This is a genomic window from Acinetobacter sp. NEB149 (assembly GCF_012516415.1).
GTDB lineage: Bacteria > Pseudomonadota > Gammaproteobacteria > Pseudomonadales > Moraxellaceae > Acinetobacter > Acinetobacter lwoffii_V.
Map to the genome: position 1 here is coordinate 2,737,420 of NZ_CP051208.1, position 13,195 is coordinate 2,750,614.

The following is a 13,195-nucleotide window of genomic DNA, read 5'->3' on the forward strand; positions in this document are numbered from 1 at the left end:
TGCTCCTTACCAGCTTGCCTTAACAACGCCAGGTACATCACCTTGCATTACTGTTTCACGTAATTTGTTACGGCTTAAACCGAACTTACGGAAGTAACCATGAGGACGACCAGTTAAACCACAACGGTTACGTAGACGTACTGGAGATGCATTACGTGGTAATGCTTGTAATTTCATCATCGCTTCGAAACGTTCTTCGTCTGATGCATTTACGTTTGCAATAACAGCTTTTAATTCAGCACGTTTTGCAGCGTATTTAGCAACAGTAGCTTCGCGTTTCAATTCGCGATTAATCATACCTTTCTTAGCCATATCGACCTCTTATTTGAACGGGAAGCCGAATGCACGCATAAGCGCACGGCCTTCGTCATCGGTGCGAGCAGTCGTAGTAATGGTAATATCCATACCACGAATACGATCAATCTTGTCAAAATCGATTTCAGGGAACATGATTTGCTCCTTAAGACCCATTGAGTAGTTACCACGACCGTCGAATGATTTCGCAGAGAAACCACGGAAGTCACGGATACGAGGGATCGCAATCGAGATCAAACGGTCCAAGAATTCGTACATACGTTCGCCGCGTAAAGTAACTTTACAACCGATCGGCCAACCATCACGGATTTTAAAACCAGCGATTGATTTACGAGCTAACGTAAGTACTGGTTTTTGACCAGCGATAGCTTGCATATCTGAAAGAGCACCATCAAGGAGTTTTTTGTCAGCAGCAGCTGCGCCAACACCCATGTTGATCGTGATTTTAGTGATGCGAGGAATCTCCATCACATTCTTAACACCCAATACTTCTTGTAATTGAGCTTTAAGTTCGTCGTTGTAACGTGTTTTAAGTCTGGCCATGGCCTATATCAACCTATTACTTCGCTACCGCCACTGATTCACCATTTGATTTGAATACGCGAGTTTTCACGCCATCAATCACTTGGTAACCAACACGGTCAGCCTTTTGGGTTGTAGCATTAAAAACTGCCACGTTTGAAATATGAAGCGAAGCTTCCTGAGTTACAACGCTACCTTCAGCGCCTGTAGCACGGTTCGGCTTCTGATGCTTCTTCACCAAGTTAAGGCCTTCAACCTTAACACGGTCATTAGAAACAGACAGAACAGTACCCTGTTTGCCTTTTTCTTTACCTGCGATCACAATTACTTGATCGCCTTTTTTAATCTTAGCCATGATCGCCTCTTATAGAACTTCAGGAGCCAATGAAATAATTTTCATGAACTGTTCAGTACGAAGTTCACGAGTCACTGGTCCGAAAATACGAGTTGCAATCGGCGCTTTGTTGTTGTTCAAAATAACAGCAGCGTTATCGTCGAAACGAATCACTGAACCGTCTGCACGACGGATACCGAATTTTGTACGAACCACAACCGCATTCATCACGTCACCTTTTTTAACACGTGCGCGTGGAATTGCTTCTTTTACAGTAACTTTAATAATGTCGCCAACAGAAGCATAACGACGATGCGAGCCACCAAGTACTTTAATACATTGTACGCGGCGTGCACCACTGTTGTCTGCTACGTCGAGCATAGTTTCGGTCTGAATCATTGCCCTACTCCAAAACCGAGCAACACCGGTCGAAATTTCGAAAGGCTCAAAGAGTACTCGAAATTGACCGATGATGCAACAAGAACGTTAATTACTCAGCAGCTGCTTCAACAACTTCAACTAGAGTCCAAGACTTAGTTTTAGAAATTGGGCGGCTTTCTTTAATGGTTACAACATCACCAGCTTTAGCTGTGTTGTTCTCATCATGAGCATGTAATTTTGTTGAACGGCGGATTAATTTGCCATACAACGGGTGTTGAACTTGGCGTTCAATAAGAACAACGATAGATTTATCCATCTTGTCGCTTACAACTTTGCCAGTTAACGTGCGGACTGTTTTATCACTCATTGTCCGTTCCCCTGTTTTTCGGTAAGGAGGGTCTTAATACGAGCAATAGTCTGACGAGTAAGTGCAACTTCATGCGATTTACCCAATTGACCAGTTGCTTTCGCCATACGAAGACGGAATTGGTTAAGCTGTTGCTCATCAAGCAAAGCTGTCAACTCTTCTACCGACTTTTCACGTAGATCTTTAGTTTTCATTACATTACCGTCCGAGTCACGATAGCGGTTTTAAACGGAAGTTTAGCTGCTGCAAGCGTAAACGCTTCGCGAGCCAATTCTTCGTTAACACCATCAATTTCGTACAAGACTTTACCTGGTTTGATTTGGCAAACCCAATATTCCACAGAACCTTTACCTTTACCCATACGCACTTCAAGAGGCTTAGAAGTAATCGGTTTGTCCGGGAATACACGGATAAAGATCTTACCACCACGCTTAATACGACGGCTAATTGTACGACGCGCTGCTTCAATTTGACGCGCAGTCATTTGACCACGTTCAACTGATTTAAGTGCAATAGTACCGAAAGATACTGTGCTACCGCGGTGTGCTAGACCAGTGTTACGGCCTTTCTGCACTTTACGGAATTTAGTACGCTTAGGTTGCAACATGGATTATTCTCCTTTTTCAGCAGAACGATCATTGCGACGACCACGACGCTCTTGACCTTCACCACGACCACGACCGCGTTTAGCTGGACGTTCTTCAGCTGGAGCTGGGTTCATGACTTGTTTCATGCCGCCCAAGATCTCACCACGGAAGATCCAAACTTTAACACCGATCGTACCGTAAGTAGTCTCAGCACGCATAGTCGCATAGTCGATATCTGCACGAAGCGTATGTAGAGGTACACGACCTTCACGATACCACTCAGTACGAGCAATCTCAGCACCACCTAAACGGCCTGAAACTTCTACTTTGATACCTTTAGCACCAGCACGCATTGTGTTTTGTACCGCACGCTTCATAGCACGACGGAACATTACACGTTTTTCTAATTGAGAAGCGATCGCTTCAGCAACTAGACGCGCGTCTAAGTCTGGACGATCAATTTCATTGATACTTACTTGCGCAGGAACACCCATGATAGATGTCAATTCGCGTTGTAGTTTCTCAATATCTTCGCCTTTTTTACCGATTACGATACCTGGACGAGCAGTGCTAATAGTTACTTTAGCAGCGCCTGTAGGGCGTTCGATAAGAATGTTGCTGATCATCGCGTTTTTAAGTTTTTTGATCAAAAACTCACGAACTTGAAGATCTTTAAGCAAGTATTCAGCGTATTGTTTCGGATTCGCATACCAGTTAGCGTTATGACGTTTCACAACACCTAGGCGGATACCGATTGGATGAACCTTCTGACCCATATCAAACCCCTACCTTAACGGTGATGTGACAAGTACGCTTAGTAATACGATCTGCACGGCCTTTAGCACGTGGCATAATACGTTTCAGGCTCATGCCTTCATCAACGTAGATCGTAGAAACTTTAAGGTCGTCTACATCTAAACTGTTATTGTGTTCAGCGTTTGCAATCGCAGATTCCAACGCTTTCTTAACTAGAACTGCAGCTTTTTTGTTGCTGAAGTTAAGGATGTTAAGAGCGTGCGCAACAGATTTGCCGCGGATAAGATCTGCAACCAAACGAGCTTTTTGTGCCGAGATAGCGGCACCGCGTAATTTAGCAGTTACTTCCATCATAGCACCCATTAACGTTTAGATTTCTTGTCAACACCGTGACCGCGATAGGTACGAGTTGGTGCAAATTCACCAAGCTTGTGACCAACCATGTGCTCAGAAACGATCACAGGAACGTGGTTACGGCCATTGTGTACAGAAATTGTTAAACCAACAAAATCCGGGAGGATCATCGAACGACGCGACCAAGTTTTGATCGGCTTACGGTTATTAGCCGCGATAGCCGCTTCAACCTTAGCGAACAAGTGCGCATCGACGAATGGGCCTTTTTTCAGAGAACGAGGCATTGTCAGATTCCTTTACTTGTTACTTAACGCGACGGTCGCGAATAATCATCTTAGTCGTACGCTTATTGGTACGTGTCTTGTACCCTTTAGCTTTTTGACCCCATGGGCTTACAGGTTGAATACCTTTGTTACGCCCTTCACCACCACCATGTGGATGGTCAACTGGGTTCATCGCCATACCACGAACGGTAGGACGAACACCACGCCAGCGTGATGCACCAGCTTTACCTAGTGAACGAAGGTTGCTTTCTGAGTTAGATACTTCACCTAACACAGCACGGCATTCAACGTGAATTTTACGCATCTCGCCTGAACGCAGACGAACGATAGCGTAAGAACCGTCACGACCCAACAGCTGAACTGAAGTACCAGCTGAACGAGCTAACTGCGCGCCTTTACCGATTTTAAGTTCGATGTTGTGAAGAGTAGAACCGATAGGCATGTTGCGAAGCGGCAAGCAGTTACCTGGACGAATTGGAGCATCGTTACCAGACTGTACTTTATCGCCAGCGCGAAGGCCTTTAGGAGCGATGATATAACGACGCTCACCGTCAGCATACAATACAAGTGCAATGTGTGCAGTACGGTTAGGATCGTATTCGATACGCTCTACAGTTGCAGGAATACCATCTTTGTTACGTTTAAAGTCAACTAGACGGTAGTGCTGCTTGTGACCGCCACCAACGTGACGAGTCGTGATGTGACCGTTGTTATTACGGCCGCCAGTACGTTTTTTAGCTTCAACCAACGGAGAGTATGGTGCGCCTTTGTGAAGGTGATCGTGAACCACTTTCTCTACAAAGCGACGTCCTGGAGACGTTGGCTTACATTTTTGAATAGGCATAATTCTCGTCCTTATTCCGCTGTGCTTTCAGCGGTATCGCCCAAGTCAGCCATTTCAACATCTTGGCCAGCTTTCAGGGTGACGTATGCTTTTTTAACATCAGAACGACGTCCTAATGTTTTACCAAAGCGTTTAGACTTACCTTTAGTGATAGTCGTGTTAACTTTAACAACTTCCACACCAAAGAGTTGTTCCACTGCTTTTTTGATTTCAAGCTTGTTTGCATTTAATGCAACTTTAAACACTTGAACACCAGCAGTTTCACCTAAAACTTGTGCTTTTTCTGAGAATACAGGTCCTTGCAGGACTTGATAGATACGTTCGTTGTTCATCCGAGTTCTACCTCAATTTTCTTAGCAGCAGCTACAGACATAACAACTTTGTCGAACGCAATCAAGCTAACCGGATCGATTGCAGCAGCATCAACCACATCAACGTGTGGAATGTTGCGCGCAGCAAGATACAGGTTCTCATCAACAGCATCAGTAACGATCAATGCGCGAGTCGCATTCAAGTCGTTAAGTTTTGCAAGCAATTCTTTAGTTTTTGGAGCCGCAACAGCAAACTCTTCAACTAAAACTAGGCGATCTTGACGAACAAGTTCAGCCAGGATGCATTGCATAGCACCGCGGTACATTTTACGGTTTACTTTTTGAGACCAGTCTTGTGGACGAGCAGCAAAAGTTTTACCACCGCCAACCCAGATTGGGCTACGAATAGAACCAGCACGAGCGCGGCCAGTACCTTTTTGACGGAATGGCTTGCGACCACCGCCAGAAACGTCTGCACGTGATTTCTGAGCTTTTGAACCTTGACGGCCACCAGCTAAATAAGCTGTAACCACTTGGTGAACAAGAGCTTCATTAAATTCACGACCGAACGCAACTTCTGATAATTCAACAGCAGAGCCGGAAACAGTATTTAAATTCACGTTATTTCCCCTCAGGCCTTGATCGTAGGACGAACGATTACGTCGCCACCAGTAGCACCAGGAACCGCGCCTTTAACAACTAGAACTGAACGTTCTGTGTCGATAGCAACGATCTCAAGACCCTGTGTAGTTACGCGTTCAGCACCTAAATGGCCAGCCATTTTTTTGCCTTTGAATACGCGACCAGGAGTCTGGTTTTGACCAGTAGAACCTAAAACACGGTGAGAAACTGAGTTACCGTGAGTTGCATCTTGCGTACGGAAGTTCCAACGCTTAACACCACCTTGGAAACCTTTACCTTTAGATTGACCAGTTACGTCAACAACTTGACCAACCTGGAACAATTCAACGGTAAGCGTACCACCAACTTCACGACCTTCAAGATCAGCTTCTGTAGCACGGAATTCTTGAACTAGACGACCAGCTGCAACACCCGCTTTCGCGAAGTGGCCTTTCTGAGCGTTAGTTACGCGAGATTCGCGACGTTCACCAGTAGTGATTTGAATCGCTTGATAACCATCAGTTTCAAGCGTTTTGATTTGAGTGATGCGGTTAGGATCAACCTCAATCACTGTAACAGGCACAGAAACACCAGCATCTGTAAAGATACGTGTCATACCGCACTTGCGACCGACTAAACCAATAGCCATGTGCATAAACCTCTAAAAAAGCGGCCTAATTAACTTAGAGTGTTAATTAACCCGAAAGCCTTAACCCAATGCGATCTGAACATCAACACCAGCTGCAAGATCTAACTTCATCAATGCATCTACAGTTTTGTCTGTAGGTTGAACGATGTCGATCAAACGCTTGTAAGTACGGATTTCGTACTGGTCACGCGCGTCTTTGTTTACGTGTGGTGATGTTAAAACGTTAAAACGTTCAATGCGTGTTGGCATTGGAATTGGACCACACACTTGTGCGCCAGTACGTTTTGCGGTTTCTACGATTTCTTGAGCTGATTGATCAATCAGGCGATGATCAAAAGACTTAAGACGGATACGAATTCTCTGGTTAGACATACCAGTAAACTCCAAGCCAAATATATAAAGAATCACTCTTGACGCATCTCACCCCACTTTATGTGGGCAAGTGTCAAGAGCAGTGAAATATCACTAAGGTCATGATCGATGCCACGACTGTAACGATAGTTAACTACTTTATTCGCAGTTAACCCCCTTCCTATTGAAGGGTCGCTTATTATAGCCATTGTTTAATGCATAAGCAAATCTCTTTTATGGTTTTATCCAAGTTTTCAATTTATGACTTAAAACAATAGTTTATTGTGTAAATATTAGGCAGTTTTTGCCAAAACATATTCTATAGCACGATTTAATATCTGATTTCCTTCAATAAATTTTTGCTTCGTGGTTTTTTTTAATTCAAATAAATTTTGCACATATTTTCCTGAAAATTGTGCAAGCTCTCCTTCATTTTCTAAAAACAATTCGAGTGTTTCTGGGGTAATTTCCGGATGAAACTGGAAGCCCAATACATTTCTACCCAACTGGTACATCTGATTACGACAGGCTTCATTTTCTGCCAGATGGACTGCCCCTTTAGGCAATTCAAATGTTTCATTGTGCCATTGCAGAATATTAAACTGCTCCGGCAGGCTAAAACACGTCTCTGGTAGATTCGCCACTCTGTGCACCGTGGTCCACCCCAATTCCTGTTCTGGATTGCGACTAACACCTGCACCCAAAGCATTTGCAATCAACTGCCCACCCAGACACAGGCCAATTGCCGGTTTGCCATGCGAAAGATAGCGACGCAACCAGCGTTTTTCTATTTTTAACCAAGGGAAATTTGCTTCATCATTCACACTCATGGTTCCCCCATAATGATCAGCAAATCCACCTCTTCCACTGCAGGCAGCGCCTCGATCTCCAGCGGTCGATCCACGGGTAAAGCAAAAAATTCAGTCGCTGTAATGTGCGCCTGATGCTGCTTTAAAAATTCATAACAACTACCAAAACCTTCACCAGCAATATGCTGAAAATAATGCACTTTTAAATACGACTTCATGCTCCTCAACCTATTTTTTTAGCTATATAGATTTAGGTTTTGCAAAAATGAAGCCAACTTTTTATAAGACTTGTTGTTTTTAAACAATTCACAACGTAACTGGCAGTGAGTCACAGATTCTCTTAAGCTAGAGTAATATTTGATTACATTTGAGAGCATTCACGTGAAAAAAAATCCTCAAACAGCGCTCATTCATGCACCACGAAAGGCTCCTCAAGCGATTTCTACCATTCAGCCTCCCCTCTATCGTGCATCGACGATTATCTTTAACAATACCGATGCCCTGTTTAATCGCCATTGGACCGATGACTATGACTATAGTTATGGCACGCATGGCACGCCTACGACCTTTACGCTGGGCGATAACATCGCACAGCTCGAAGGTGGTTTATATCACCTGCTCGCACCGAGTGGTTTATCCGCGATTAATCTCGTGAATTCTTGCTTTTTAAGCCAAGGAGATGAGGTTTGGGTGGCTGACAATATCTATGGTCCAAACATGGAACATTTACGCAATCTGGAAAAGCGTTATGGAATTACGGTTAAGGTCTACAATCCCATAGAGCTTGATACATTTCAGCCTACAGATAAAGCCAAACTGATCTGGCTCGAGGCTGCTGGCTCAGTCACCTTGGAATTTCCGGATCTGGCTGGTTTAGTGAAAAAAGCTCAGGCACACAATATTCTTACTGCGCTGGATAATACCTGGGGCGCAGGTCTGGCTTTTGATGCCTTTGATTTTAGTGAAGAGCATTTAAGTGTAGATATGACGGTACATGCACTGACCAAATATCCAAGCGGCGGGGGTGATATTCTGATGGGCTCGGTGGTTACGCGAGATAAGGCCCTGCATCACAAACTGTTCCGCGCACATGCCATTCAGGGCATTAGTGTTTCTGGTGATGATGTGGCACAGATACAACGCAGTCTGGCTTCGATGCAACTTCGCTATGAACATCAGTCGAAAAGTGCACTGGCATTAATGACATGGCTTCAACAGCAAGCCGAGTTTGTACAGGTGCTGCATCCTGCTGACCCGGACAGCGCAGGCCATCAGTACTGGAAAGAAATTTGCAAGCAAGGTGATAGTGCCGGCCTGGTCAGCGTGATCTTTGACAGCACATACGTAATGCAGGATATCCGGAATTTCTGTGATAGCTTAAAACTGTTTAAGCTTGGCTTTAGTTGGGGTGGCCCTGTCAGTCTGGTCATGCTATATAACTTAAAAGACATGCGTGTGCTGGAACATTCACACTTAAAAGACGGCTTGCTGGTTCGTTTCTGTATTGGACTGGAATATCCGGAAGATTTGATTCAAGATATTCAGCATGCACTAGAACAAATGAAAAAACTTAAAAACGAATAATAAATAACAGGAAAAGCTATGGGTAGACCAATTGTTATTGCTAAAAAAACTGCGGATACCACACAGGATATTGTGCTGCATTCCCAACTTGCCAATCGACATGGCTTGATTGCAGGTGCCACTGGTACCGGAAAGACTGTGACTTTAAAAGTATTGGCGGAGAGCTTTTCTCGAATTGGTGTACCTGTATTCCTCGCCGATGCCAAAGGCGATGTGTCCAGCCTGGCCAAAGCAGGTGAAAGCAGCCCCAAGTTTGATGAACGGATTAAAAGTCTCAATATCGAGTCCATTCCTTTTGCAGCCTCACCAGTGGTGTTTTGGGATTTATTTGGCGAACAGGGTCATCCGATTCGCACTACCATTTCTGAAATTGGCCCGCTGCTGCTGGCGCAAATACTGAATCTGAATGACACCCAGGAAGGCGTTTTATCTGCCGTGTTTCGGATTGCCGATGATCAGGGTTTATTGCTGATCGACTTTAAAGATCTGAAAGCGATGCTGAGTTATGTCTCTGAGCATGCGGCTGACTTTAAAGCTGAATATGGCAATCTTTCACCCGCCAGTCTCGGTGCGATTCAACGTAATTTGTTAGCACTGGCTGACCAAGGCGGTGACCAGTTTTTTGGCGAGCCGGCGCTGGATCTGATGGACTTTTTGCAGACGGATAGTCAAGGACGTGGCAATATCAATTTGTTGGCGGCTGACAAGCTGATGAATACGCCTAAGCTATATGCCACGTTCTTACTCTGGATGCTCTCTGAGCTGTTTGAACAGCTTCCCGAAGTCGGCGATCTGGACAAACCTAAACTGGTGTTTTTCTTTGATGAAGCCCATCTCTTGTTTGATAATGCCAGCCCTGCCCTGAAAGAAAAAATTGAGCAGGTGGTGCGTCTAATTCGCTCGAAAGGTGTAGGGATTTATTTTGTCACGCAAAATCCTTTGGACTTGCCTGAAAGTGTCTTAGGCCAGCTCGGCAATCGGGTTCAACATGCTTTGCGGGCTTTCACTCCCAAAGAGGCTTTGTTGCACAAACCTATCTGTAAAGGCTTTTTCAGCGATATAATTTTCAAATGAAGAAGCCTACACACAAAATCTACCGCACAACCAATTGGCCCGCATATAACCGAGCACTCATGAGTCGCGGAAATATTGCCATTTGGTTTGATCCTGCTACGCAATGGTATGCTCCATCAAAAGGCAAACAAGGGCGAAATCAAACCTACTCCGACGCAGCTATCCAATGCTGCTTAATGATTAAATCCTTATTCCGTCTATCTTTACGTATGGTCACTGGCTTTGTGCAAAGTCTGATTAAACTTTGCGGATTAAATTGGACCGCACCAGATTACAGTACGCTTTGTAGAAGACAAAAGCATATTGATATTGCAATCAGCTACCAAAAAAGTAGCGATGGGCTGCATCTACTCGTAGACTCTACAGGCATGAAGTTTCTAGGTGAGGGCGAATGGAAACGCAAGAAACATGGAGCTGAATATCGTCGCCAATGGCGTAAACTACATATTGGTATAGATGCCAAAACCCTACAAATACGCGCTATTCAGCTCACAACCAATAATGTCAGTGATTCACAGGTGCTTGGTGATTTACTTAATCAGATTCCACAAGATGAGCAGATTGACTCTGTTTATACCGATGGAGCTTATGACACCAAGCAATGCCGTCAGGTCATTGCAGATCGGCAAGCACATGCGGTGATTCCACCTAGAAAAAATGCGAAACCATGGAAAGATACAAAGAGTAGCTCGCTAGAGCGAAATGAATTACTTCGAACAGTTAAACGTTTAGGCAGGACATTATGGAAAAAATGGTCAGGCTATCATCGCCGCAGTTTGGTGGAAACCAAGATGCATTGCATCAAATTATTAGGCGATAAATTAATGGCAAGAAGCTTTCCTAGTCAGGTGAATGAAATTCATGCACGTGTAGCAGTCCTTAACAGATTTACGGAATTAGGTCGACCACTTACCCAAGTTACGCCTTAAATTTGGCTCAATTAGGGGCGCTTTGCATTTCAAATCTTTGTGCAACAAAGCCTCCCAAAGATCAAAAAGCAGTGAAAACCGCAGCAGAGACTTTCCGAGCCAATCCTGAATTTAAAGTCGATCAGGTGATTACCGAGTTAGCAGTAGGTGAGGCTCTAATTAGCTGCCTGGATGAAAAGGGCATTCCACAAATTGTAGAGCGTGGCTGGGTCATGCCGCCGCATTCATCCTTTACACCGATCTCGCTTGAAGAACGCAAGGCTCTCATGCAGCAAAGTATTGTCGCCGGTATTTATGAGCAGCCAGTCGATCGGGACAGCGCCCACGAAATGCTGCAAAACAAGGTCGCAGAACGCCAGCAACAGGCTCAGGCCGCCGAATTTGCCAAACAACAAAGCAAGGAACAAGCAGCTCTTGCCAAGCAGCAAATTAAAGAACAGGAACGTCTGGCACGAGAACAGCAAAAAGAAGCTGAACGCGCAGCCAAGCAACGAGAAAAACTGACTCAGGATATTGTCGGCACCTTTGCCAAAAGTGCTGCCCGCAGCCTGGGCGGGAGTACTGGGCAGAAAATTGTGCGCGGCTTACTGGGTTCGCTGTTTGGCCGCAAATAATTCCTCTCCTTTTCCGATCATCATCATACTTTTTATGGGATATTCTTATATCCCATAATTTTTTTATGGTTTTATGACTATGCGCTATTGTAAAGCCATTTTAAAAGATGTAATTTAAATACATCTTTTAAAAAACACCTGTAGACGGCTCTCATGACTCCACAACATATTGAACTTGTACAAGCGACTGTTCCTGTTTTACGTGAAAACGGCGTAGCACTTACCACGTATTTCTATAACCGCATGCTGAAAAACCATCCAGAGTTGAAAAACACCTTCAACATGGATCATCAAAGTACTGGCCGTCAACCACGTGCCTTGGCTGCCGCAGTACTTGCCTATGCCGAAAACATTACCAATCCGGGCGTTTTGGCCAAAGCCATCGAACGCATTACCACTAAACATGTCAGCCTGGATATTCAACCGGATCAATATGCGATTGTCGGTGAGAATCTGTTGCACTCGATCAGCGAAGTTTTAGATGTACCCATGGACTCAGACCTGATTGCAGCCTGGAAAGAAGCGTATATGCAACTGGCAGATATTTTGATTGGTGTGGAAAAATCTAAATATGCCACCCTAGCTTCTGAAAATGGTGGCTGGGCGGGCTGGCGCGAATTTGAAGTAGCAGCAGTCAATGATACCGACGCAGGTAAAATCTTTACACTTAAAGCTAAAGATGGTGCAGCGATTGCAAGTGCTGAAGCCGGTGAACATATTTCAGTACGTGTACAGGTGCCTGAACAGCACATTCGTCAACCACAACAGTTTAGCTTTGATCAGGCGCAAAACGAGCAATATCAAATTACTGTGAAAGCGGAAGAAAATCCAACCGCATTCTCGGTTGCACAGACACTGATCGACCACTACAAAGTTGGTGATGTAGTTGAAGTGTCTGCCCCGCTCAAGCTTTAATTGCAAAAACGGTTTAGACTAGCATCAGATTCTGATTAAAAGCTCCATTCGTGGAGCTTTTAACATTCAATTCTTTCATTTTCTAGCTGTTGACGTTATGCAACTCAATAAATTCACTGACTATGCGCTTCGGATTCTGATGTATGTCGCACAGCCACGTGATCTCCCCTATACCATTGCAGAACTTGCCGAGCGATTACAGGTTTCACAAAATCATGCCATGAAAATCGTGCATTTTATGGCGAAACAGGAGTGGCTGATTACCACACGTGGTAAAGGTGGCGGCATACGTTTAAATCCGGCCAGCCTGAACCTCCAGCTGGGACAGATTGTGCGGATCCTGCAACGCGACAGCAATGTAGTGGAATGCAATAGCCCACCCTGCGTATTACGTCCGACCTGTGGTTTAAAAGGTATTTTAGATGATGCGGTGGAACAGTTTTATAGCAGTCTGGACCAATATGTGCTTAAAGATGTGATTAGGCCACGAAATGCGCGTTTCAGTACAAATTCTCCGATCGGCCTGATTAATCTTTAAAGTCTTCCGGGTCAGGTCTTGTGACTTATTCTTGCGGCAAAGTTCGCTTGCCTGTG

18 protein-coding genes and 4 pseudogenes are annotated in these 13,195 nt (G+C 44.6%); 6 read left to right on the forward strand and 16 right to left on the reverse strand.

Annotated elements, in window-relative coordinates; all coding sequences use genetic code 11:
• Nucleotides 1-6: 6 nt before the first annotated feature.
• From rpsN to HGD77_RS13275, 16 genes and pseudogenes are all read right to left on the reverse strand, one after another.
• Nucleotides 7-312, reverse strand: a complete 306-nt coding sequence (gene rpsN, locus HGD77_RS13200) for a 30S ribosomal protein S14 (protein WP_004732275.1) — start codon at nt 310-312, stop codon at nt 7-9.
• A 9-nt stretch (nt 313-321) separates the two neighbouring features.
• On the reverse strand, nt 322-858 hold the full coding sequence (gene rplE, locus HGD77_RS13205; RefSeq protein WP_004645057.1) for a 50S ribosomal protein L5: 537 nt from the start codon (nt 856-858) through the stop codon (nt 322-324).
• Nucleotides 859-874: 16 nt separating this feature from the next.
• Nucleotides 875-1,192, reverse strand: a complete 318-nt coding sequence (gene rplX / locus HGD77_RS13210; RefSeq protein ID WP_004281502.1) for a 50S ribosomal protein L24 — start codon at nt 1,190-1,192, stop codon at nt 875-877.
• A 9-nt stretch (nt 1,193-1,201) separates the two neighbouring features.
• Entirely contained in the window at nt 1,202-1,570 is a 369-nt protein-coding gene (rplN, locus tag HGD77_RS13215; RefSeq protein ID WP_004281503.1) for a 50S ribosomal protein L14, read from the reverse strand.
• Between the two features lie 91 nt (nt 1,571-1,661).
• Nucleotides 1,662-1,919 (reverse strand): 30S ribosomal protein S17, encoded by a 258-nt coding sequence (rpsQ, locus tag HGD77_RS13220; RefSeq protein WP_004281504.1) that lies wholly within the window; start codon nt 1,917-1,919, stop codon nt 1,662-1,664.
• On the reverse strand, nt 1,916-2,113 hold the full coding sequence (gene rpmC / locus HGD77_RS13225) for a 50S ribosomal protein L29 (RefSeq protein WP_004281505.1): 198 nt from the start codon (nt 2,111-2,113) through the stop codon (nt 1,916-1,918). Before rpmC ends, rpsQ begins: the two co-directional genes overlap by 4 nt.
• On the reverse strand, nt 2,113-2,526 hold the full coding sequence (rplP, locus tag HGD77_RS13230) for a 50S ribosomal protein L16 (protein WP_004281506.1): 414 nt from the start codon (nt 2,524-2,526) through the stop codon (nt 2,113-2,115). The genes rpmC and rplP overlap by 1 nt, the downstream gene beginning before the upstream one ends.
• Nucleotides 2,466-3,282, reverse strand: a pseudogene (gene rpsC, locus HGD77_RS13235) (30S ribosomal protein S3). Before rpsC ends, rplP begins: the two are co-directional and overlap by 61 nt.
• Before the next feature lies 1 nt (nt 3,283).
• Nucleotides 3,284-3,613 carry a 50S ribosomal protein L22 gene (gene rplV, locus HGD77_RS13240; RefSeq protein WP_001982638.1) on the reverse strand — a complete coding sequence of 110 codons (330 nt, stop codon included), beginning with the start codon at nt 3,611-3,613 and terminating at the stop codon, nt 3,284-3,286.
• A gap of 11 nt (nt 3,614-3,624) precedes the next feature.
• Nucleotides 3,625-3,900, reverse strand: coding sequence for a 30S ribosomal protein S19 (gene rpsS / locus HGD77_RS13245; RefSeq protein WP_004281508.1), 276 nt, complete (start codon nt 3,898-3,900; stop codon nt 3,625-3,627).
• A gap of 19 nt (nt 3,901-3,919) precedes the next feature.
• Nucleotides 3,920-4,744 (reverse strand): 50S ribosomal protein L2, encoded by an 825-nt coding sequence (gene rplB, locus HGD77_RS13250; protein WP_004281509.1) that lies wholly within the window; start codon nt 4,742-4,744, stop codon nt 3,920-3,922.
• An 11-nt stretch (nt 4,745-4,755) separates the two neighbouring features.
• On the reverse strand, nt 4,756-5,076 hold the full coding sequence (rplW, locus tag HGD77_RS13255; protein WP_004281510.1) for a 50S ribosomal protein L23: 321 nt from the start codon (nt 5,074-5,076) through the stop codon (nt 4,756-4,758).
• Nucleotides 5,073-5,675 (reverse strand): 50S ribosomal protein L4, encoded by a 603-nt coding sequence (gene rplD, locus HGD77_RS13260; RefSeq protein WP_004281511.1) that lies wholly within the window; start codon nt 5,673-5,675, stop codon nt 5,073-5,075. Before rplD ends, rplW begins: the two co-directional genes overlap by 4 nt.
• Before the next feature lie 11 nt (nt 5,676-5,686).
• Nucleotides 5,687-6,325 (reverse strand): 50S ribosomal protein L3, encoded by a 639-nt coding sequence (rplC, locus tag HGD77_RS13265; RefSeq protein WP_004645054.1) that lies wholly within the window; start codon nt 6,323-6,325, stop codon nt 5,687-5,689.
• A 60-nt stretch (nt 6,326-6,385) separates the two neighbouring features.
• Entirely contained in the window at nt 6,386-6,697 is a 312-nt protein-coding gene (gene rpsJ, locus HGD77_RS13270; RefSeq protein ID WP_000070912.1) for a 30S ribosomal protein S10, read from the reverse strand.
• Nucleotides 6,698-6,969: 272 nt separating this feature from the next.
• A pseudogene (locus HGD77_RS13275) lies at nt 6,970-7,703 on the reverse strand (type 1 glutamine amidotransferase).
• Between the two features lie 163 nt (nt 7,704-7,866).
• Here HGD77_RS13275 and HGD77_RS13280 point away from each other — a divergent pair.
• From HGD77_RS13280 to HGD77_RS13305, 6 genes and pseudogenes are all read left to right on the forward strand, one after another.
• Entirely contained in the window at nt 7,867-9,069 is a 1,203-nt protein-coding gene (locus HGD77_RS13280; protein WP_005249895.1) for a PLP-dependent transferase, read from the forward strand.
• Between the two features lie 18 nt (nt 9,070-9,087).
• Nucleotides 9,088-10,140: pseudogene (locus HGD77_RS13285) on the forward strand (helicase HerA-like domain-containing protein); the annotation flags it as partial.
• Complete coding sequence (locus HGD77_RS13290; protein WP_000743272.1) at nt 10,140-11,072, forward strand: IS5-like element IS17 family transposase; 933 nt, start codon at nt 10,140-10,142, stop codon at nt 11,070-11,072. The pseudogene HGD77_RS13285 and the gene HGD77_RS13290, both read left to right, overlap by 1 nt.
• A gap of 53 nt (nt 11,073-11,125) precedes the next feature.
• Nucleotides 11,126-11,686: pseudogene (locus HGD77_RS13295) on the forward strand (helicase HerA-like domain-containing protein); the annotation flags it as partial.
• A 153-nt stretch (nt 11,687-11,839) separates the two neighbouring features.
• Nucleotides 11,840-12,601 carry a globin domain-containing protein gene (locus tag HGD77_RS13300; protein ID WP_004281516.1) on the forward strand — a complete coding sequence of 254 codons (762 nt, stop codon included), beginning with the start codon at nt 11,840-11,842 and terminating at the stop codon, nt 12,599-12,601.
• Nucleotides 12,602-12,698: 97 nt separating this feature from the next.
• Nucleotides 12,699-13,139: an RrF2 family transcriptional regulator gene (locus HGD77_RS13305; RefSeq protein ID WP_004732285.1), complete on the forward strand. Its 441-nt coding sequence runs from the start codon at nt 12,699-12,701 to the stop codon at nt 13,137-13,139.
• The last annotated feature ends 56 nt before the right edge of the window (nt 13,140-13,195 follow it).